A 19,838-nucleotide genomic window follows, 5' to 3' on the forward strand; every position below is an offset into this window, starting at 1 on the left:
GCAATTGATGGCGTTCTTCTACATGCAGACTTACAACCGCGAAACCGGTCGCGGCGGGTATTGGCTTCACGGATATCATCCTGTGATGGTCGCAGCGCGGAGCGACTGGGGAAATCCGGTGATGACTGCCTTCATACGGACGATGGAGAACTGGGATTGCCGCCTTTACGGCAACACCGCCGACGGTTTCTTCAGGCTGATCACCCGAAAGCACCCGTCCACCGAAACCTGGGCCTGGGCAGTTGAATGGAACCGTACCTATCGCGTGATCGGCTTTTTCGGAGAACGTGAACCGGCACAAGCAATTGTGAACAGCTTCCCTCGCCTGAAAGCCCAAACAGTCTACCAAAAGCCCAATGAGTCCCTTTCCTACCGCATCGAGATCGCGTTGGATGAAGAGAACGACACCCTGTTCCACGTCCCGGGTGCAACCGAGCAACCCGACGCCAGTTCCTGAAGTTGGCCGTGTGGCCGCGTGGCCGTGTGCGAGGCCTACCCAAAGGCTAAGGCCCCGCGTTCGAATCGCTAATCCAGCGCGAGCGAACTCAGACGACGCCGTGGAAATGACAGCTTTAGCCCAGAGCCCCAATGAAGCTGATCGTGGCACCACCTTGCGTTATCGTCTCCATGACGCCAAGCTTTGACCTCGCCAGAAGATCGCGCCAGACCACCTCCATGTCTTCGAAGCCCATCTCAACAAACTCACCAGTGACCGCGGCCTCCCACGGCGCGCCCAAAAACCCTCGTCCTCGCAGTTCCTCCTCTGTGGCTTCGACCTCGACATCCGTTCGAATTTCGAGCGGCTTGCCGTGCGCGAGCGTATCGCGGAAGTTCTTGAGAGATTCGATGGTTTTGTAGGGGCGTTCACCGAAGTCTGGCGCGACGCCCAACCGTTTGGTCACCTTCTCGACCTTGACCATATATGGCGCGCGTTCCTTCCACTTTTCGATAAGCTTGTAGCCGAGGAAGTTCATGCGGGCCTCGACCGCAAAGGCGATCATGGTCAGGCAGGCCATCATCTCGATTCCGACTCCTTCACGGTCATCGTTCTTCAACCGCTCCGAAATACGCTCTTTGAAATAGAAAGCCGCGTTTGCAAGATCGTTGTGGATATAGAGGTCTTTGTGCTCCTGGATTCGAAATCGCGCCTTTGCCATTCAGTTGGACCTCCCGAGTGTTCGCGTCACTTCAATCACCGTCCCACCCGATAGAGTTTGCGCTTTGGCAGTGAGCGGACATCAGCATTGCGCGGCTTTCCTGTCGCCTAATACGAGCCATGCCTCCTTCGCTTGCGATCGGCAATCAGGGAAACGCGCATCCGAGATTGACCCAGGCCTCTTGCGCTCGCCCCTCGGCGCCAGCCGCCTATGACTTGCCTCTTCCACCCGGTCCCGGCCAGGGAGCACAGCTTTCTCTCTCGACGAGGACAGGCAGGAGGATTTCACGGCGCGACTGGGCCGCCGGGTCGCCGAGGCGATCCAGCAGCAGGCTCACAGCCGACGTTCCTATCTTCTCGACCGGTTGGGCGACCGTCGTCAGCGGCGGCCAGGTGGTGACGGCATAGGGTATGTCGTCGAAGCCGATCATCGACATGTCCTCGGGAACCTGCAATCCGCGCGAGCGCAGTGCCGTCAGCGCGCCCATGGCCATCAGGTCGTTGCAGGCGAAGACCGCCGTGATTTCGGGCGCCTGCGCCATCAGGCGCTCCATCGCCAAGCGCCCGCCGGCGAATTGATAGTCGGAATCCACCACCCTCGCCGCAGGCAAGTCCAGCCCGGCTTCGCGCAGCGCCCTGGTGAAGCCGAGCAGGCGGGCGGGGCTCGAACTGGAATCGCGCGGGCCGCCGATGACGCCGAACGTGCGGTGGCCGAGCTTGATCAGATATTGACCGGCGAGGTAGCCACCGTGATCGTGGTCCACCAGCACCGAGTCCATGTTGAGCGACTGGATCTCGCGATCGAGCAGCACCGCCGGCACGTTGGTCTTGGAGAGACGCGAGAACACCCGCGCGCGGTCCGACGAGCCGGCAAAGATCAGGCCGTCGATCTGTTTTGCTATCAGCACGGACAGATAGCGCTCTTCCTTTTCGGCGCTGCCGTCCGAATTGCACAGGATCACCGTATAGCCCGCCAGGAAACCCGCGTCCTCGATCTGGCGCGCGACGCTGGCGAAGAACGGATTGGAATTGTCGGGCAGAAGCAGGCCGATGGTCTTGGTCTCGCCGCGCCGCAGGCTGCGCGCCAGCGAATTCGGGCTGTAGCGCAAGGCCGCGATCGCCGCGTGCACCCGCTCGGCCGTCTCCGGTCCGACATGGCGTGTCTGGTTCATGACGTGCGACACGGTGGCGACGGACACCCCGGCATGTCGCGCGACATCGGCAATCGTCGTCATGGTCCCCTTTCCCGCATTTTTCTAGCGAATTACCCTGAGCAGCCTTTCCCGGTACGCGTCAAGGATGACGGCCAGCACGATGACAAGGCCGATCACGATCGGCTTGAAATTATCACCGACGCCGAGCAGCTGCAGCCCGGTGCCCAGCACCTGAAGAATGCACGCGCCCACCAGCGTGCCGATGATGGAGCCCTTGCCTCCGTTCAAGCTGGTTCCGCCGATGATGACCGCAGCAATCGCGTTGAGCTCGTAGCCGACGCCCGCGATCGGGCTGCCAATGTTCAGGCGCAGCAGATAGACCATGGCCGCGATGCCGGCCGTCGCGCCGCTGATCGTGAAGGCGGCGATCTTGTAGACGTCCGGATTGTGGCCCGAAAGCCGCACCGCCTCGTCATTGGTGCCGACGGCGAAGATCATGCGGCCGAAAACCGTGAAGCGCAGCACGAACCAGCCGGCGGCAATCACCAGCACCGCGACAAGGAAGATCGAAGGCAGGAAGCCGCCGATGATGAGGTTGCCGAAATCGATGAAGCTTTGCGGCAGGCCGGTGATCGTCGAATTGTCGCTCACGACGCGCGCCGCTCCGGCGGCCATATTGAGCATGCCGAGCGTAACGATGAACGACGGGATCTTCCAGCGTGTCGAGATCAGCCCGTTGAGGGCGCCGCAGATGGCGCCGGTCGCCATGCAGGCAAGCAGCGCCAGCGTGATCGCCATCGCCGGCGACAGGCTCTCGTTGATCATGACGGTTGCGCCGACGACCGTGCAAAGTGCAAGCACCGAGCCGACGGAAAGGTCGATGCCGCCGGTGAGGATGACGAAGGTCATGCCCGCCGCCAGAACCGTGTTGATGGCGATCTGCACGAAGATCTTCAGCGCGTTCTCCGGCGTGGCGAAATAGGGGGCCGTGAAGGAGAAGAACAGCGTGATCAGCACCAGCGCCACCAGCACGCCGGCGTCGCGGACGAGAAAGCGCAGGAGCTTCGGCCTGGCCGTCGAGGCAGGTGCCGACGCTGCGGTTTCGGACATGTCGCTCATGGTCGCACATACTCCTGATAGGCGAGCGACAAGATGCGCTCCTGGTCGAATTCGGATCGCGGCACGTCGCCGACGATCCTGTTCTTCGAAAAGACGATGATGCGGTGGCACATGCCCATGAGTTCGGGCAGGTCGGACGATACCATGACGATGCCCTTCTGCGCCGCCGCCAGCATCCACAGCAGCTGATAGATCTCGCGCCGCGCGCCGATGTCGACGCCGCGAGTCGGCTCGTCGAGGATCAGCGTCGAGGTGCCGCGAAACAGCCACTTCGCCAGAACCACCTTTTGCTGGTTGCCACCCGAAAGGTTGCGCACGGCCTGGGCGATCGAGCTGGTCTTGACCCGCAACTGGCCGACCAGATCGGTCGCCGCGGTCGCCTCCGCGTCACGATCGAGCAGGCCGTACCGCGAGATCCTGCTGAGGTCGGTGATGGTCATGTTCTGGTCGACCGGCAGGTCGAGCAGCAGGCCCTGGCCCTTGCGATCTTCGGTGAGCAGGCTCAGCCCATGCCGCACGGCGTCCTTCGGCGCGAAAATCGCGGCCCGCACGCCGTCGACTTCGATGACGCCGCCGATCTTTGCATCGGCGCCGAACAGCGCCCGCATCGCCTCTGTCCGGCCGCTGCCGACGAGGCCGGCCACCCCCAGTATCTCGCCATGTCGAACGTCGAAGGATATTGCGGGTGTCGTGGTGTCGCGCTTCAGATCCTTGACGCTGAGCGCGACCTTGCCCGGCACGATGGAGGTGTCGAAGCCGTATTCGTCCGCGATGTCGCGTCCGATCATCATGCGCACCAGGTCGGGCACGGTGAGACCCTGCAGGTCGCGGGTGCTCACCAGCTGGCCGTTGCGCAGCACCGTCACCCGATCGCCGATCTCGAACACCTCATGCAGGCGGTGCGAGATATAAATGATCGTCACACCCTTTGCCTTCAGCCGCTTGATGATGGCGAACAGGCGTTCGATTTCCGGTGGCGTCAACGTCGCGGTCGGCTCGTCTAGGACAAGAAGCTTGCTGTCGTAGCAAAGCGCTTTTGCGATCTCGACGAGTTGCATCTGCGCGACGCCGAGTTCCTCGACGCGCGTCTTCGGGTCGACGTCCAGGCCGACCTCCTTGAGGAGTGCAACGGCGCGCCGGTTGAGCACCTTGCCATCGACCACGCCGAAGCGGCGGGGCAGGCTCTCCAGCATCAGGTTCTCGGCGATGCTCAGATACGGAAGCAGATTGAGTTCCTGGTGGACGATGCGGATGCCGCCTGCCTGCGCATCGTGAGGCGTCTTCGGGTGGTATGGCGCGCTGTTGAAGGCGATCTCGCCGCTGTCTGGCCGGTAGATACCCGCCAAGAGCTTGATCAGGGTCGACTTGCCGGCGCCGTTTTCGCCCAGAATGATGTGGGTTTCGCCGCGTTCGATGGAGAGCGAGACGCCGCTGAGCGCGATGGCACCCGGAAACACCTTGCCGACCCCTTCCAGGGTTAAGATTGCATCGTTCGCCGTCATGGCAACAAATCCTGAACTTCGCTCGGGCGCCTGGACGAGGGGCATCAACTCCACGGCGGGCGCCGTCATCGCCGCCAGGGCTTGGCAAGCGGCCATGACGGCGTATGCGAGGCCAGAGCATCTGCGCCCGGCCGTGGAGATGCAAGGGTCCGCTCGGAGGCCTTAGCCGGTGACGAGCTTGATGTCGGTCTTGACCCAGCCGGAGAATTTCTCGCCGGCCAATTCGCGCAGGCCGTAGTCGATGCCCAGCGCTGCCATCTTGGCGCCATACTGCTCGATCGTGGCAAGCATCTTGCCGCTCTTCAGCAGCGGTCCGACAGCCGGAATGTTGTCGAAGCCTACCACCTTGATCTGGTCCGACTTGCCGGCCGCGTCGATGGCCTTGACGACGCCGAGCGCCATCGAATCATTCGCCGCCATCACGCCCTGAATGTCGGGGTGCTGGGTCATGAAGTTGGTCATCAGCGTGTTGGCTTCCTCGGTTTCCCAGTGTGCCGTCTTGCTGTCGAGCAGATCCAGCCCGTGTTCCTTCACCGCGTCGTCGAAGCCCAGCTTGCGCTCCTTGGCATTGTCGGCTTCCGGGTTGCCTTCGAGGATGACGACCTTGCCGCCCTTGCCAAGCGCCTTGCCCAGCGCATCGCCGGCCAGCTTGGCGCCGGCGCGGTTGTCCGGCCCGAAGAAGGCGAGATCGACGCCGGCTTTCTTCTTGGCTTCTTCGTCGAGCGCGACGTCGATATTGATCACCTTGATGCCGGCCTTCAGCGCCTTCGCGATCGGTGTGACCATGGCCTTCGAATCGGCCGGTGCGACGACGATGATATTGAACTTCTGGGTGATGAAATTCTCGATCGCGTCGACCTGCGCGGCAAAGTCACGCTCGTCCTTCATGCCGACAGCGGCGAAATCGAACTTGTCCTTGTTCTTGGCCGCGTAGTCTTCGGCGCCGGCCTGCATCTGCTTGAAGAATTCGTTCGCCAGCGACTTCATGACCAGGCCGACCTTCGGTTTGTCGGCCGCGATGGCCGGCCCGAGCGGCATGGCCAGCGCACCCGCCGCCAGCACGCTGGTCTTGAGGAATTGGCGGCGCGAAAATGGGCTTGAATCGAGACCGGGGACGGCGTGCGTATTCGGGTTCTTGCTCATGCGTTCCTCCACTTGATTGAACCGTAATCGATTGCGTAACCGATTACGCCGCCAGTAAGTGCCACTATTTGCCCGCTGTCAATATCATTGCCGGAACGATCGAGCCGATCTGAGCGAGACGATGGGTTTCCGGCCTGGCGCCAACGTCTTGAACCGACCCACCCATTGCGGAAGTTCAACACCAACCGCGAGCGATCGGCCTTCATGTTCTCCATTGCATGGCTTAGACTCGCCGCATGGGACTATTGACCTTCAGCATCAACGTCACCCTGGACGGCTGCGTCGACCACCAGGAGGGAATTGCCGACGACGAGACGCACGCCTTCTTCACCCGCCTTATGGATGAAGGCGGAGCAATGCTGTGGGGTCGCGTCACCTACGAGATGATGGAGAGCTTCTGGCCGGCAGTCGCCCGCGGCGACGAGGAGGCGCCGCCGGCGATACGCGAGTGGGCGGTCAAGCTGGAGGCCAAGCCGAAATACGTAGTGTCATCGACGCGAAAGGCCTTCCCGTGGACCAACAGCCACCACATCGGCGGCGAACTGCGCACGGGCGTGCAGAGGCTCAAGGACGCGACCCCGGCCGGCGTGCTCCTCGGTAGCGGCAAGCTGGCGACCGAGCTGGACCGGCTGGATCTAATCGACGAGTACAAGCTCCTCGTGCACCCCAGGATCGCGGGCCACGGCCCGACCCTCTACCAGAGCGGGCTGCCCAGCACGCGACGGCTCGAGCTGATCTCGGCCAAGCCGCTCCGCAACGGCGCGGTCGCCATGCATTACCGGCGCGCGCGCTGACCCAGAGCAGCCTCTTCGCGCGTCCGCTCTCAGCACCGGAGCGGAAATCGTACCTTAGAGGGCGATAGCGTAGGCGTAGTGATCGGGGCGTGTCGATTCTGCGCTCCAGTTTCCTCATAGGGGAATCAAGCATCGAAAAGCCGCGGTCCGCCGCGGTTTTTCGTTTTGGCGCACTGGAAACAAAATTTACGGCGGGGCATTCTCGCCACAATTCGGGATGCCTCATGCACAGTCTCACCCCCATCCTTTCAACCGTTACCGCGGCTTTCCTCGCTTCCTTCGTCGAGGTCGTCGAGGCCTTCACCATCGTGCTGGCGGTCGGCGTGACGCGCGGCTGGCGGCCGGCGCTCACCGGCGCTGCCATGGCGCTGGCGCTGCTGGCGGCATTGGTGCTGGTCTTTGGGCCGCTGCTGGCGCTGGTTCCGATCACCGTTCTGCAATTCGTCGTCGGCGTGCTGCTGATCCTGTTTGGCCTGCGCTGGCTGCGCAAGGCCATTCTGCGCGCCGTTGGCGTCATCGCCCTACATGACGAGGAGCTCGCCTTTTCAAAGGAGACAGCCAGTCTGCAGCAGCAGGCCAATGACCGCCGCGCCGACTATTTGGCAGGGCTGGCGGCATTTAAGGCAGTGCTGCTCGAAGGCGTCGAGGTGGTGTTCATCGTCATTGCGGTCGGCGCCGCCCATGGGCAGACGCTTTACGCCGGCCTGGGCGCACTGGCGGCGTTCATCCTGGTGATGCTGATCGGGCTCGCGGTGCACCGGCCGCTGGCGCGCGTGCCGGAAAATGCGCTCAAATTCGTCGTCGGGCTGATGTTGACCAGTTTTGGCATTTTCTGGACCGGCGAAGGCATCGGCGCCGACTGGCCGGGCGCCGATCTGGCGCTTCTGGCCATCTTCGCCGTCGTTGCATTGGCCTCCTTTGCCATCGTCCGCTGGCTGCGCGCCGCCTATCCCGCCACGGGGTTTGCCCGATGAGCATTGTCCGTCTTGCCATCAAGGAGCTCGTCGGCATGTTCATCGACGACGGCAATCTGGCGCTGCTGGCGCTGATGCTGATTGCGGCGGTCACGGCGGCGGTAAGGTTTTTCGCCATGCCGCCATTGCTTGGCGGCATTCTTTTGCTGGTGGGTTGCCTTGTGATTCTGGTGCAGAGCGTGCGGCGCGCCGCGCGCACTCGATAGCGGTCCATCGCCGGGCCGCTGTGTGGTTGTTGTGACGACCAGTACGCTGAAAGCAAGCGCGAAAAACCGCTAACTATGCAAAGAGACGACGAGGCCATGCAGCTGGGTCGCTGCAGTGTGCGCACCTTGCGGTGCGTCACAAAACCTTCCGGCTGGCATTCGATTTCACTGCACGGATGTAAATGGCGGCGCAATCGCAAACCACAGTCGATACGTCATAGTTAATAGACAGTGCGTTGTTTAAGTGCTCAACTGGCTTTGTCATCAGCCATTGAACGGGCGCTGGTGCTTGAGAGCGCATATCATTCTCCCGCCCCAGCGGGAGCTGTGCAGTGACAATCAACCCAGCCTCGGTATTTTCCGGAATTCCCATCGAGAGCACCGACGGCACGATTTCGGTGCTGCGGACACTTCCTGAAATGGCCGACGCCCTGGCGAATGACTGGCCCTCCGACGGCCCGCTGTTCCTGGCTGCCCTGGCTGCCCTGGTGCAGGAAAGGGTTGGTTCTTGCAGCACCAGAGACGTCCACAGGGCCTTCATTGCGGCGGCCGTAGAAGCCGATTGCCTTCCCGACAGCTACCTGAAGGATTGAGGAGATGCCTCTCACGCTCCGCACGACACTCTGTGAGACGAGGGATGCGCTGCACGTGCTGCGAAGAGCCCTGTTTATCCGCGGCCATACGGAAGCGATGGAGAGCATCGATACGCACATTGGCTTCGCGGAAGATGAAGCCGTCCAGGCGATAAGCGCCATTGACCGCGCGGAATTTCGACCACCCATCCTGGTCTCGGTGGCAAACCCGGTGGTATCAGCCGCTATTGTCGTCCCGACCGCGCTGCCGACAAAACTCGCCGAGCTCAGGGAACTTGGATTGGGCCTGAGCGCATATTGCGGCAATCCGCGTTGCGGTCATTTGCGCTCGCTCGATCTTGACGCTCTGATCGAGACTTACGGCACCCACTACGATTTCATCTCCGAACGGCGGCTGGCCTCGAAGCTGGTGTGCAAGCGCTGCCAGCATGTCGGCGGCAGGCTGGTCGTCGTTTCCGACAAAAGGCCCCGCTATTGACCGCCGGGCAGAATCAGGCGCCGATCAATAGGGGGTGAACAGCGTCGGCAGGAAGCCGCATTCCTGAAAGGCTCGCCTTGTGATCCTGATGCTCAGCGTCCGCCGCGCGGCTCGTGGCGCAAATCAATCCAATCAATACAATCAATAGAGGGTGAACAGCGTCGGCAGGAAACCGCCATTCCTGAGATGCTCGACGATTTCGATCAACGGGAAAAGGGCAAGGAAATAGAGCCCGTCATAAAATGTCCGCTTCAGCGCACCCGTTGAAAACTGCCACTCGGCCTGGTCGGCAAACAGCAGCGGGTTCGGCCAGAAGCGCGGCGTTCGCTCGGCATAGGCCGTGTAGGCGGGGCCGAACTTTCCCAGCAGGAATTCGGCCTCCTTGCGCGCCGTCACCCGGAAAACGACGAAGCTGGCCAGGCCCAATGCCGCGGCCACCACGACGGATCCGTACATCAACCCGATGCCGACCGCGCCGATCGTGGAGAAGAAATAGAGCGGGTTCTGGGTCATCGAGAATGGCCCCGCCGAAATCAGCTCCTCGTTCTTCTTGCCGCCGACATAGAGGATGCTCCAAAGGCGACCGCCGACACAGGCAAGCACCAGGACGACGCCGAGGAGTTCCATGAGCTCGTGACCGTCCGACTCCTCGCTCAGGAACGGCTTGGCAAACAACAGCAGCACCATGGCCAGCACGACCGCGACCTGGACAACGATCAGGCGCTTGTGCTGGTCGAAAGCCTGCGGCGAGGGCTTGGAAGAAGCGTAGGTCATTGGTGTTCTCGCGACTCCGGCAAGCCTGTGGAACCGGGCAACGAAAGTGCGCCCTGCATTAGCCACTACTCTTTCTGCCGGTCGCTGGCGAGACGTCGGTGGCGATTTTGTCGCTTCCGAAGGGCTCACCGCCCCTCGCTCAGCGGTCGATGCGCGTCGACAGGATGATCGAGGATGACGTCCGCTCGACCCCTTCCATGGCGCCGATCTGGTCGAGCAGCGTGTCGAGATCGCGGATCGACGGCGCGTCGACGATGACGATCATGTCGAAACTGCCACTGACCGAATGCAGCGTCCGCACCGGCGCCAGCGCCTGCAGGCTGCGCACCACTCTGTCGGCGAGCTTGGGTGTAACGGTGAGCAGCACATGCGCCCGCACCAGCCCCTGCTCATAGTCCGGCGCCAGCCTGACCCCATAGCCGGTGATGATGCCGCGCTGTTCCAGGCGCTCGATCCGGCTCTGAACGGTCGTGCGCGACACGCCAAGCCGCCGCGCCAGCTCGGCGGTCGAGGCGCGCGCATTGCCGCGCAGCAGGGAAAGCAGGGCATGTTCGGCATCGCTAAGCATTTCGACGAACCATGTCAGCATATTGACCAAAGAGAGACTTCATTTCGCACAATTCCACGCTTCCTTTCGACAGGCAAGCTGCGATTCTTGGGCGCAGGTGCCCGCCGCGCTGCGGTTTGGGTCAAAGGCTTTCACGAGGGACAGGTCATGAAGAAAATCATTATCGTCGGCGCCGGCAAGATCGGCTCGACCATCGCCGGAATGCTCGCCGACACCGGCGACTACCACGTCACTGTCGTCGACCGCGCGGCGGCTCAGCTTGCCGCGGCCGAACTTCCTGCCGGCGTCGAGGCGCTGGAGCTCGATATCGCAGCGCCGGGCGCACTCGAGGCCGCGCTTGCCGGCGCCTTCGCCGTGCTCAGCGCAGCACCCTTCCATCTGACCACCCGTATCGCCGAGGCGGCCGCCGCCACCGGCGTCCACTATCTCGATTTGACTGAGGATGTCGTCTCGACCCGACGCGTCAAGGAGCTGGCGCGCTCGGGCAAGAGCGCCTTCATCCCGCAATGCGGCCTGGCGCCCGGCTTCATCTCGATCGTCGCCAACGATCTCGCCAGCCGTTTCGACTCGCTGGAAAGCGTGCGCATGCGCGTCGGCGCGCTGCCGCAATACCCATCGAACGCGCTGAACTACAATCTGACCTGGAGCACCGACGGCGTCATCAACGAGTATTGCGAGCCCTGCGAGGCGATCGTCGAGGGCGAGCTGATCGAGGTGCCGCCGCTGGAAGAGCGCGAGGAATTCTCGCTCGACGGCGTCACCTACGAGGCGTTCAACACCTCCGGCGGCCTAGGCACTTTGGCCGAAACGCTGAAGGGCAAGGTGCGCACGCTGAACTACCGCACCATCCGCTACCCCGGCCACGCCGCGATCATGAAGGCGCTGCTCAATGACCTTGGCCTGCGCCACCGCCGCGACGTGCTGAAGGACATCTTTGAAAGTGCCTTGCCGGCAACGCTGCAGGACGTGGTCATCGTCTTCGTCACCGTCTCCGGCCGCAAGAACGGCCGCCTGCTGCAGGAAACCTACGCCAACAAGATCTATTCGCAGCGCGTCGGCAACGTGGTGCGCAGCGCCATCCAGATCACCACCGCGTCCGGCATCTGCGCCGTGCTCGACATGCTGGCCGACGGCAGCCTGCCGGCAACCGGCTTCGTCAAGCAGGAAGACATCGCGCTCGACGCCTTCCTCGCCAACCGTTTTGGCCGCGCCTACGCACAGCACGAAATGGTGAGCCGGCTGGCGAGCTGAGCTGCCTCTTCCCTTCTCCCCCTGAGGGAGAAGGTGGATCGGCGCGTAGCGTCGAGACGGTTGAGGGGTGTTTCAGCGGAGTGAGGCGTTGGCGTTCCCTGGAACACCCCTCATCCGTCGCCTTCGGCGACACCTTCTCCCACAGGGGGAGAAGGGAAGACCTACCGCCTACTTGCGCAGGCGCATCGGCCGCCCGAGCACAAACCGGATCAAATTGTCCATGGTCCGCGGTGCCACGCCCGAAGCCAGCCCAGTCTGTTGCGGCTTGTTGCCATTCCGCTCTGGTTTTGAGGGTTTATGCTCACTGCCCGGCCGCCCCACGGTAAAAGACGGCTTGGCAATCGGCTTGCCCCTGAGCACGTTGGCGACATTGTTGTCGTGGACGACGATGCACCACTGCGCATCCTTTGACTCCGCTACCACAGTGTTGAAGCGCCCCGCCATTTTTGCATGGGAGTCGCTGTAAATGCCCTTCATCGACGGTGATCGCCGCTCCAGCATCGTACCGAAGGCCGACGTGACATAGTCGTGATGCGTGTAGCGTCCGGTGGCCCGGTCAAAATTCTGGCCATGCGGAACGGCGATGTAGAGCGGTTGCTGGTCCGCCGTTCCCTTGGCGATCTCCCTGCGGGCGTAATAGTCGATCCGCGCCATAAAGCTCGGCGCCAGCGCGTCGTCGCTGTCGAGCCGCGTGAGGGTGACGAATTCGGCGTCCGTATCGTTCTCGACGAATGCATTGAAACGAGCGTTGTGGCTCTCATCCGCAGCGACCAGAACCGGCCTGATATCGATGTCTCGCGCGCAAGCACAGACAGCCTGGATGGTGTCGGCGTCCGTTCGCCTGTCGAACGCGACCAGCACCGTAAAATCCTTGGCTGACTGGCTTTCGAGAGAAAAGGCACAATAGCTGTCGAACAGTTCCAGCCTCTCGGCCAACCACTCTGGATCGAGATTGGCGGCTCCTTCCCCGCTCCATTGACTGGGCCTGAAGTCCGAGGCTGTGTTGTAGCGTATGGCTATGTATTTCTTCAGTTCGGTGTCCATGGCTGGACACTTAATACGTTCTGCCGATTTGCGACAATCGGCGGCTGGCGATGCCGCGCTCTTCCTTCTCCCCTTGTGGGAGAAGGTGGATCGGCGCGTAGCGCCGAGACGGATGAGGGGTGTTCCAGCGGAGTGAGACGTTGGTGTTTTCTGGAACACCCTTCATCCGTCGCCTTCGGCGACACCTTCTCCCACAAGGGGAGAAGGGGGAGTCTTAGATATGCAGCGCGTGGCCGAGCGCCTTCAGCGCCGCTTCCTGAAAACCTTCGCCTTGCGTCGGGTGGGCATGGATGGTGCCGGCGATGTCCTCCAGCCGCGCCCCCATTTCCAGCGCCAGGCCGAAGGCGGCCGCCAGTTCCGACACGCCATGGCCAACCGCCTGGATGCCAAGCACCAGATGGTTGTCGGCACGGGCGACGACGCGGACAAACCCGTCCTCGCCAAGCTTGGTCATCGCCCGACCATTGGCGGCGAAGGGAAACAGGCCGATCTTGATCTCGCCCCGGGTTTTGGCCTCTTCCGGCGACAATCCTGCGGTGACGAGCTCCGGATCGGTGAAGCAGACGGCGGGGATCGATCGCTTGTCCCAGCTCCTCTTGTGGCCGGCGACGATCTCGGCGACCATTTCGCCTTGCGCCATCGCCCGGTGCGCCAGCATCGGCTCGCCGGTGACATCGCCAATGGCAAAGATGCCGCGCATCGAGGTGCGGCACTGGTCGTCGATGCGGATGAATTTGCCGGCCCGGTCGAGATCGATCTGCTCGAGCCCCCAGCCCTCGGTCACCGGCTTGCGCCCGACCGTGACCAATATCTTGTCGGCAGCGATCTTGGCGCTCTTGCCATCCGATGTCTCGGCCAGCAGCGCGTTGCCCTTGGTCGAAATCCCCTTGGCCTTGGCATTCACCAGCACTTCGACGCCGAGTTCGGCCAGCCGCTTGACCACCGGCCGCGTCAATTCGGCATCATACTGTGCCAGCAGGCGCGGCAACGCCTCGACCACGGTCACCTTGGCGCCCATCTTGGCGAAGGCAATGCCGAGCTCCAGCCCGATATAGCCGCCGCCAACCACCGCCAGTTTTTTCGGCACGTCGCCGAGTGCCAGCGCCTCGGTGGAGGAAATCACCGGCCCGCCAAACGGCAGGAACGACAATTCGACCGGCGCCGAGCCGGTCGCGATCACCACCGTCTCGGCACGGATCACCTGCACGCCGATCTCGGTCTCGACCTCGACGGTCTTGCCGTCGCCAAACGTCGCCCAGCCATACACGGTCTTGACCTTGGCTTTTTTGAGCAGCCCGGCAACGCCGCTGGTCAGCCGGCTAACGATACCGTCCTTCCAGGCGATTGTAGCGGCGAGATCGAGTGCTGGCTTCGACAGCGAAATGCCGAGCGGGCTTTTGCCGCCGGCCATGTGCAAGACCTTTTCGAACTCTTCCGCCGCATGGATCAGCGCCTTGGAGGGGATGCAGCCGACATTGAGGCAGGTGCCGCCCGGTTTGCCGACCTCGACGATCACCGTGTCGACACCGAGCTGGCCGGCGCGGATGGCGCAAACATAGCCGCCCGGACCGGCGCCGATGACGAGCAGCTTGCAGGAGATTTCTTTCATCTTGGCTGTCCTTTCGGCGATGGCCGATGCGCGCCTTCCCTTCTCCCCCTGTGGGAGAAGGTGGATCGGCGCGCTAGCGCCGAGACGGATGAGGGGTGTTCCAGCAGAGTGAGGCGTCGGCGTTCCCTGGAACACCCCTCATCCGTCGCCTTCGGCGACACCTTCTCCCACAAGGGGAGAAGGGGGAGCCTGGATCCCGACCGCTCGCGCTTCGAAATCAACATCTCCTCAATCCACGAAAATCAGCGCCGGTGTTTCCAGCAGCGTCTTTATCCGCTGGACAAACACCGCGGCATCCCAGCCGTCGATGACGCGATGGTCGAAGCTGGAGGACAGGTTCATCATCTTGCGCGGGATGAACTGGGTGCCGTCCCACACCGGCCGCACCATCATCTTGTTGACGCCGATGATCGCCACTTCCGGGTGGTTGATGACAGGTGTCGTCGCCACGCCGCCCATGGCGCCGAGCGAGGTGATGGTGATGGTCGAGCCCGAGAGCTCGTCGCGCGTCGCCGTGCCGGATTTGGCCGCCTCGGCCAACCTGTTCACCTCGGCGCCGCAATCCCAGATGTCGCGCGCCTCGGCGTGCTTGACCACCGGCACCACCAGCCCCGACGGCGTCTGCGCGGCGATGCCGATATGGACGCCGCCATGCTGGTGGACGATGCCGGCCTCGTCATCGAACAGCGCGTTGAGGTTGGGCTGGGCGGCGATCGCCTTGACCATCGCCCGCATCAGGAACGGCAGCAGCGTCAGCTTCGGCCGGTCGGCACGCTTCTCCTTGTTGAGCGCGGCGCGCAAATCTTCCAGCGCGGTGACGTCGATCTCCTCGACATAGGTGATGTGCGGAATGCGCGACTTGGACAACGTCATCTTCTCGGCGATCTTGCGCCGCAGCCCGATGATCTTGATGTCCTCGACGGCATCGTTGCGGGCGAGGCCCGGTGCTTTCGCGACCTGTGGCCCGCGCGCCAGGAATGCCTCGATGTCCTCGTGGCTTATGCGGCCGGCCGGACCGCTGCCTGCAACCTGTCTGAGATCGATACCCGCTTCTTTTGCCCGGAGGCGAACAGCCGGCGACGCCAGCGGCTTTTCACCCTCCGGACGCGGCGCGCCGGAAACTTGCGCCGTGCTTTTCGCAGCAGCGGGGGACAGCGCGGGTTTCGCCGGCACCTCAGCCGCCTTTGGCGATGGCTTGGCAGTCGCCGAAGCCGCTTCGGGCTTGGGACTGCTGAGCTTCACGGGCGCTTCAGCTTCGACAGGCTTTTCCACCTTGCCGCCATCCCCGGCGCCGCTCTGCGGCTTGACATTGCCTTCACCGGCAACCTTCAGCCGCACGATCGGCGAGCCGATCGCCACCGTGTCGCCGATCTCGGCGCCCAGCCACAGGATCTCGCCATCGACTGGCGAGGGAATTTCGACCGTGGCCTTGTCGGTCATGACGGCGGCAAGGACCGCATCCTCGCGCACCAGGTCGCCGACCTTGACATGCCATTCGACCAGTTCGGCCTCGGCCACACCCTCGCCGACATCCGGCAGCTTGATGATGTGTTCGCCCATCTCAGGCCTCCAGCGTTTCGAGAAGAGCACGGCCGACGCGGGCCGGTCCGGGGAAATAGTCCCACTCCTGCGCATGCGGATAGGGCGTGTCCCAGCCGGCGACGCGCGCCACCGGCGCTTCCAGCCGGTAAAAACAGTTTTCCTGCACCAGCGCCGACAGCTCGGCGCCAAAGCCGGAGGTCAGCGTCGCCTCATGCACGATGACACAGCGCCCGGTCTTGTTGACTGAGGTGACGATGGTCCCGAGGTCGAGCGGCAACAGGGTTCTCAGATCGATGATCTCGGCATCGACGCCGGTCTCCTCGGCGGCAGCCTGGGCGACATAGACCATCGTGCCATAGGCCAGCACGGTGATCGCCGAACCCGGCCGGCGAATGACCGCCTTGCCGAGCGGGATCGTGTAGTGACCGTCGGCGACCTCGCCGAGCTCATGCTTCGACCATGGCGTCACCGGCCGGTCGTGATGGCCATCGAACGGACCGTTATAGAGCCGTTTCGGCTCCAGGAAAATCACCGGATCGGGATCCTCGATCGCCGCGATCAAAAGCCCCTTGGCGTCGTGCGGATTGGACGGCACCACCGTCTTCAGGCCGGAGACATGAGTGAACAATGCCTCCGGGCTCTGGCTGTGGGTCTGGCCGCCAAAAATGCCGCCGCCGGTCGGCATGCGCACGACAATCGGGCAGGTGAAGTCGCCGTTCGAGCGATAGCGCAGTCTAGCTGCTTCCTGGGTCAGCTGGTCGTAGGCCGGGTACATGTAGTCGGCAAACTGAATTTCCACGCATGGCTTCAACCCGTAGGCGGCCATACCGATGGCCGAGCCGACAATGCCGGATTCATTGATCGGCGCATCGAAGCAGCGGCTCTTGCCGTATTTGGCTTGCAGGCCTTGTGTGCAGCGGAACACGCCGCCGAAAAAGCCGACATCCTCGCCGAAGACGATGACGCGTTCGTCGCGCGCCATCGACACGTCCATGGCGTCGCGAATGGCCTCGATCATGGTCCGTCTTGGCATGATCAGACCCCCGCCTGCTGGCGCTGGCGCCGCAGGTGCGGCGGCATCTCGGCATAGAGCCCCTCGAACATGTCGCGGGTCGACGGCTTGCCGCCGGCATGCAGCGTGCCGTGGCTCTCGGCTTCCTTCTGTGCCGCAATCACCATGTCAAGGATCTCCGCCTCGGCCTGGGCGTGGCGCTCGTCCGACCAGACCTTGCGCGCGATGAGATGGTTCTTCAGCCGGATCACCGGGTCGCCCAGTGGCCAGGCGTCGGACTCGGTTTTCGGCCGGTAGGCGGAGGGATCGTCCGAGCTCGAATGCGCGCCGGCGCGGTAGGTGACATATTCGATCAGCGTCGGCCCGAGGTTTTTACGCGCCCGTTCAGTGGCCCATTTGGCCACCGCATGCACCGCGAGATAGTCATTGCCGTCGACGCGCAGCGCCGGGATGCCGAAGCCGAGGCCGCGCGCCGCAAACGTGCCGGAGCCGCCACGCGCAATGCCTTGGAAAGTCGAGATCGCCCACTGGTTGTTGACGACGTTGAGCACCACCGGCGCCTTGTAGGTGGAGGCGAAGACCAGCGCCGAATGAAAGTCGGACTCGGCGGTCGAGCCGTCGCCGATCCACGCCGCGGCGATACGCGAATCGTTCGATATCGCCGACGCCATCGCCCAGCCGACCGCCTGGATGTACTGCGTCGCCAGATTGCCGGAGATCGAGAAGAAGCCATGCTCCTTCGACGAATACATGACCGGCAATTGCCGGCCCTTCAGCGGATCGGCCTCGTTGGAATAGATCTGGTTCATCATGGTGACCATCGGATAGCCGTCGGCGATGAGCAGTCCTGCCTGGCGATAGGTCGGAAAGTTCATGTCGCCCGGCGCCAGTGCCTTGCGGAAGGCGCAGGCCACCGCCTCTTCGCCCAGATGCTGCATGTAGAACGAGGTCTTGCCCTGGCGCTGCGCCATCTGCATGCGCGCATCGAAAGTGCGCAGCGTCATCATGTGGCGCAGGCCGGCCAGCAGCTCCTCGTCGGAAAGCAGCCCGGCCCAGGGCCCGACGGCCTCGCCGTTGCGGTTCAGGACGCGGATGATCGAGAACGCCATGTCGCGAATGGTGCGCGGATCGACATCGATCTCCGGCCGCGGCACAGAGCCGGCCTCGGGAATGGGCACGTTGGAGAAGTCAGGCGTCCCGCCCGGCCGCACCTCCGGTTCGGGCACGTGGAAGCGCAACATTCCAGCATCGGCCATGACCTTGGTCCTCCAATGTTGCCTGGCCAGGATATTTGCACATCTGTGCCGCCAGACCAGTGTCAATTCGTGGGGCAAGCCTTCGGTCGTCGGTCCCGGCCGCGCCGGCCGATGCAGCCTCCCGCGCACAAGATGAAGATATGTCTGCGAAATTTCTTGTCGATGTTGGGCAGCGGCGCGCAATTTGGGACAAGGTCGAGCAAGGTTTCCCGCCAGATAAGGTGATTGGTTGCAGATCTGGCCTCCTTGCCCGCACTGTCACATCTCCGGAGGCGACCTCGCGCCTTTCCTCTCCCCCGTCGATCGGGGGAGAGGTGGCGAGCGAAGCTCGACGGAGTGGGGGTCGACCCTTAGCGCGGTGCAGGAAGATTCTTGCGCCTTGGTCCAATGTCCGTTGGCGACGGTTGCCAGGTGGTTCCCCCACTCCGTCGCGGCTGCGCCGCGCCACCTCTCCCCCCTCCGGAGGGAGAGGAAGGTGCCAAGCCTGGCGAACGCGCGCCCTTCCTCTCCTCGGCCGATCGGGGGCGAGGAACCCAAGCTGGAAGCCGCCCCCTCGCCATGCTAACCAGACCTCATGGCACAGAAGAAAGCGTTCGAGGTCGATTCGTGGCTCGCGAAGCCGGACGCGCGCATTTCGATCGTCCTGCTTTACGGTCCCGACCGCGGGCTGGTCGCCGAGCGCGCCAAGGCCTTTGCCGGCAAGACCGGACTGCCGCTCGACGATCCGTTCTCGGTGGTCCGGCTGGACGGTTCGGAGGTCGACCGCGACGAAGGCCGCCTGCTCGACGAGGCCCGCACGGTGCCGATGTTTTCGGAGCGGCGCCTGCTCTGGGTGCGCAATGCCAGCGGCCAGAAGGCGCTTGCCGACGACGTCAAGGCGCTAACATCAGAACCGCCCCGCGATGCGATCATTCTCATCGAGGCGGGCGATCTCAAGAAGGGCACCGGCCTGCGCGCCATCGTCGAGGCGGCCGACACCGCCATGGCCCTGCCGTGCTATGCCGATGAGGCGAGGGACATTGACGGTGTCATCGATGACGAATTGCGCAAGGCCAACATGACCATGGCGCTCGATGCCCGGCAGGCGCTGCGCCGCAACCTTGGCGGCGACCGGCTGGCCTCGCGCGGCGAGATCGAAAAGCTGGTGCTCTACAGCAACGGCCAGAAGGAAATCGGCCTCGACGACGTCAGGGCGATGTCGGGCGACGTCTCCGGCGCCTCCTTCGACGATGCCGTCGATGCCCTGCTCGAGGGGAAAATCAGCGATTTCGACACCGCCTTCACCCGCCATTGCCAGTCCGGCCAGCCCTTTCTGGTGCTTTCATCGGCGATTCGGCAGTTGCAGGCGATCCAGGCCATGCGCGGCCAGATGGATTCCGGCGGCCGCAACGCCGCCTCGGTCGTCGCCGCCGCCCGCCCGCCGGTCTTCTTCTCGCGCCGCAAGCTGGTGGAAAAGGCACTGGAACGCTGGAGCGGCGAGGCGCTTGGCCGCGCGCTGACCCGGCTGCAAGCCGCGGTGCTGCAAACCCGCCGCCGGCCGGATCTGTCGGTGGCGCTGGCGCGGCAGGCGCTGCTTGGCATTGCGGTGGAAAGCAGCCGGCTGGCGCAGCGCGGCTGATCTCCCCCCTTGAGGGGGAGATGTCGCCGAAGGCGACAGAGGGGG

Annotated in this window: 20 protein-coding genes; 8 read left to right on the plus strand and 12 right to left on the minus strand. The window is 63.4% G+C overall.

Going from position 1 to position 19,838, the window contains the following annotated elements:
* The first annotated feature begins 22 nt into the window (after positions 1–22).
* Positions 23–457 (plus strand): hypothetical protein, encoded by a 435-nt coding sequence (locus AC1DVW_RS28465; RefSeq protein WP_477327564.1) that lies wholly within the window; start codon positions 23–25, stop codon positions 455–457.
* A gap of 115 nt (positions 458–572) precedes the next feature.
* On the opposite strand, the gene AC1DVW_RS28470 is transcribed toward AC1DVW_RS28465, so the two are convergent.
* The 5 genes from AC1DVW_RS28470 to AC1DVW_RS28490 form a co-directional block, all read right to left on the minus strand.
* Complete coding sequence (locus AC1DVW_RS28470; protein WP_477327566.1) at positions 573–1,157, minus strand: hypothetical protein; 585 nt, start codon at positions 1,155–1,157, stop codon at positions 573–575.
* Between the two features lie 208 nt (positions 1,158–1,365).
* Positions 1,366–2,391 carry a LacI family DNA-binding transcriptional regulator gene (locus AC1DVW_RS28475; protein ID WP_477327568.1) on the minus strand — a complete coding sequence of 342 codons (1,026 nt, stop codon included), beginning with the start codon at positions 2,389–2,391 and terminating at the stop codon, positions 1,366–1,368.
* Positions 2,392–2,412: 21 nt separating this feature from the next.
* Positions 2,413–3,429 (minus strand): ABC transporter permease, encoded by a 1,017-nt coding sequence (locus AC1DVW_RS28480; RefSeq protein WP_477327570.1) that lies wholly within the window; start codon positions 3,427–3,429, stop codon positions 2,413–2,415.
* Positions 3,426–4,931, minus strand: a complete 1,506-nt coding sequence (locus AC1DVW_RS28485; RefSeq protein WP_477327571.1) for a sugar ABC transporter ATP-binding protein — start codon at positions 4,929–4,931, stop codon at positions 3,426–3,428. The genes AC1DVW_RS28480 and AC1DVW_RS28485 overlap by 4 nt, the downstream gene beginning before the upstream one ends.
* Positions 4,932–5,093: 162 nt before the next feature.
* Positions 5,094–6,074, minus strand: coding sequence for a substrate-binding domain-containing protein (locus AC1DVW_RS28490; RefSeq protein WP_477327573.1), 981 nt, complete (start codon positions 6,072–6,074; stop codon positions 5,094–5,096).
* Between the two features lie 236 nt (positions 6,075–6,310).
* On the opposite strand from AC1DVW_RS28490, the gene AC1DVW_RS28495 reads away from it, so the two are divergent.
* From AC1DVW_RS28495 to AC1DVW_RS28515, 5 genes are all read left to right on the plus strand, one after another.
* Positions 6,311–6,868: a dihydrofolate reductase family protein gene (locus AC1DVW_RS28495; RefSeq protein ID WP_477327575.1), complete on the plus strand. Its 558-nt coding sequence runs from the start codon at positions 6,311–6,313 to the stop codon at positions 6,866–6,868.
* 224 nt (positions 6,869–7,092) lie between these two features.
* On the plus strand, positions 7,093–7,842 hold the full coding sequence (locus AC1DVW_RS28500) for a COG4280 domain-containing protein (RefSeq protein WP_477327577.1): 750 nt from the start codon (positions 7,093–7,095) through the stop codon (positions 7,840–7,842).
* Between the two features lie 35 nt (positions 7,843–7,877).
* Positions 7,878–8,048 carry a hypothetical protein gene (locus tag AC1DVW_RS28505; protein ID WP_477327579.1) on the plus strand — a complete coding sequence of 57 codons (171 nt, stop codon included), beginning with the start codon at positions 7,878–7,880 and terminating at the stop codon, positions 8,046–8,048.
* Between the two features lie 332 nt (positions 8,049–8,380).
* Positions 8,381–8,641 carry a DUF982 domain-containing protein gene (locus tag AC1DVW_RS28510; protein WP_477327581.1) on the plus strand — a complete coding sequence of 87 codons (261 nt, stop codon included), beginning with the start codon at positions 8,381–8,383 and terminating at the stop codon, positions 8,639–8,641.
* A 4-nt stretch (positions 8,642–8,645) separates the two neighbouring features.
* On the plus strand, positions 8,646–9,119 hold the full coding sequence (locus AC1DVW_RS28515; RefSeq protein WP_477327583.1) for a hypothetical protein: 474 nt from the start codon (positions 8,646–8,648) through the stop codon (positions 9,117–9,119).
* A gap of 141 nt (positions 9,120–9,260) precedes the next feature.
* Here the strand turns inward: AC1DVW_RS28515 and AC1DVW_RS28520 are convergent, their stop codons facing one another.
* Positions 9,261–9,893, minus strand: coding sequence for a methyltransferase family protein (locus AC1DVW_RS28520; protein ID WP_477327585.1), 633 nt, complete (start codon positions 9,891–9,893; stop codon positions 9,261–9,263).
* Positions 9,894–10,032: 139 nt separating this feature from the next.
* Complete coding sequence (locus tag AC1DVW_RS28525) at positions 10,033–10,461, minus strand: Lrp/AsnC family transcriptional regulator (protein WP_477327599.1); 429 nt, start codon at positions 10,459–10,461, stop codon at positions 10,033–10,035.
* A 147-nt stretch (positions 10,462–10,608) separates the two neighbouring features.
* Between AC1DVW_RS28525 and AC1DVW_RS28530 the strand changes: the two genes are divergently transcribed.
* Positions 10,609–11,712 carry a saccharopine dehydrogenase family protein gene (locus tag AC1DVW_RS28530; protein ID WP_477327587.1) on the plus strand — a complete coding sequence of 368 codons (1,104 nt, stop codon included), beginning with the start codon at positions 10,609–10,611 and terminating at the stop codon, positions 11,710–11,712.
* Positions 11,713–11,880: 168 nt separating this feature from the next.
* On the opposite strand, the gene AC1DVW_RS28535 is transcribed toward AC1DVW_RS28530, so the two are convergent.
* The 5 genes from AC1DVW_RS28535 to AC1DVW_RS28555 all read right to left on the minus strand — a co-directional run bounded on the left by AC1DVW_RS28535 (position 11,881) and on the right by AC1DVW_RS28555 (position 18,175).
* The gene (locus AC1DVW_RS28535; RefSeq protein WP_477327589.1) at positions 11,881–12,756 is read right to left on the minus strand and encodes a glycosyltransferase; all 876 of its coding nucleotides are present in this window, start codon (positions 12,754–12,756) and stop codon (positions 11,881–11,883) included.
* 214 nt (positions 12,757–12,970) lie between these two features.
* Positions 12,971–14,365: a dihydrolipoyl dehydrogenase gene (lpdA, locus tag AC1DVW_RS28540; protein WP_477327591.1), complete on the minus strand. Its 1,395-nt coding sequence runs from the start codon at positions 14,363–14,365 to the stop codon at positions 12,971–12,973.
* A gap of 228 nt (positions 14,366–14,593) precedes the next feature.
* Positions 14,594–15,925 carry a dihydrolipoamide acetyltransferase family protein gene (locus tag AC1DVW_RS28545; RefSeq protein ID WP_477327593.1) on the minus strand — a complete coding sequence of 444 codons (1,332 nt, stop codon included), beginning with the start codon at positions 15,923–15,925 and terminating at the stop codon, positions 14,594–14,596.
* A gap of 1 nt (position 15,926) precedes the next feature.
* Positions 15,927–16,940, minus strand: coding sequence for an alpha-ketoacid dehydrogenase subunit beta (locus tag AC1DVW_RS28550; protein ID WP_477327595.1), 1,014 nt, complete (start codon positions 16,938–16,940; stop codon positions 15,927–15,929).
* A gap of 2 nt (positions 16,941–16,942) precedes the next feature.
* Positions 16,943–18,175, minus strand: a complete 1,233-nt coding sequence (locus AC1DVW_RS28555) for a thiamine pyrophosphate-dependent enzyme (protein WP_477270173.1) — start codon at positions 18,173–18,175, stop codon at positions 16,943–16,945.
* Between the two features lie 574 nt (positions 18,176–18,749).
* Between AC1DVW_RS28555 and holA the strand changes: the two genes are divergently transcribed.
* A complete protein-coding gene (holA, locus tag AC1DVW_RS28560; protein WP_477327597.1) occupies positions 18,750–19,793 on the plus strand; it encodes a DNA polymerase III subunit delta in 1,044 nt (347 codons plus the stop codon).
* Positions 19,794–19,838 lie beyond the last annotated feature (45 nt).

The organism is Mesorhizobium sp. P3_B5 (genome assembly GCF_056402815.1).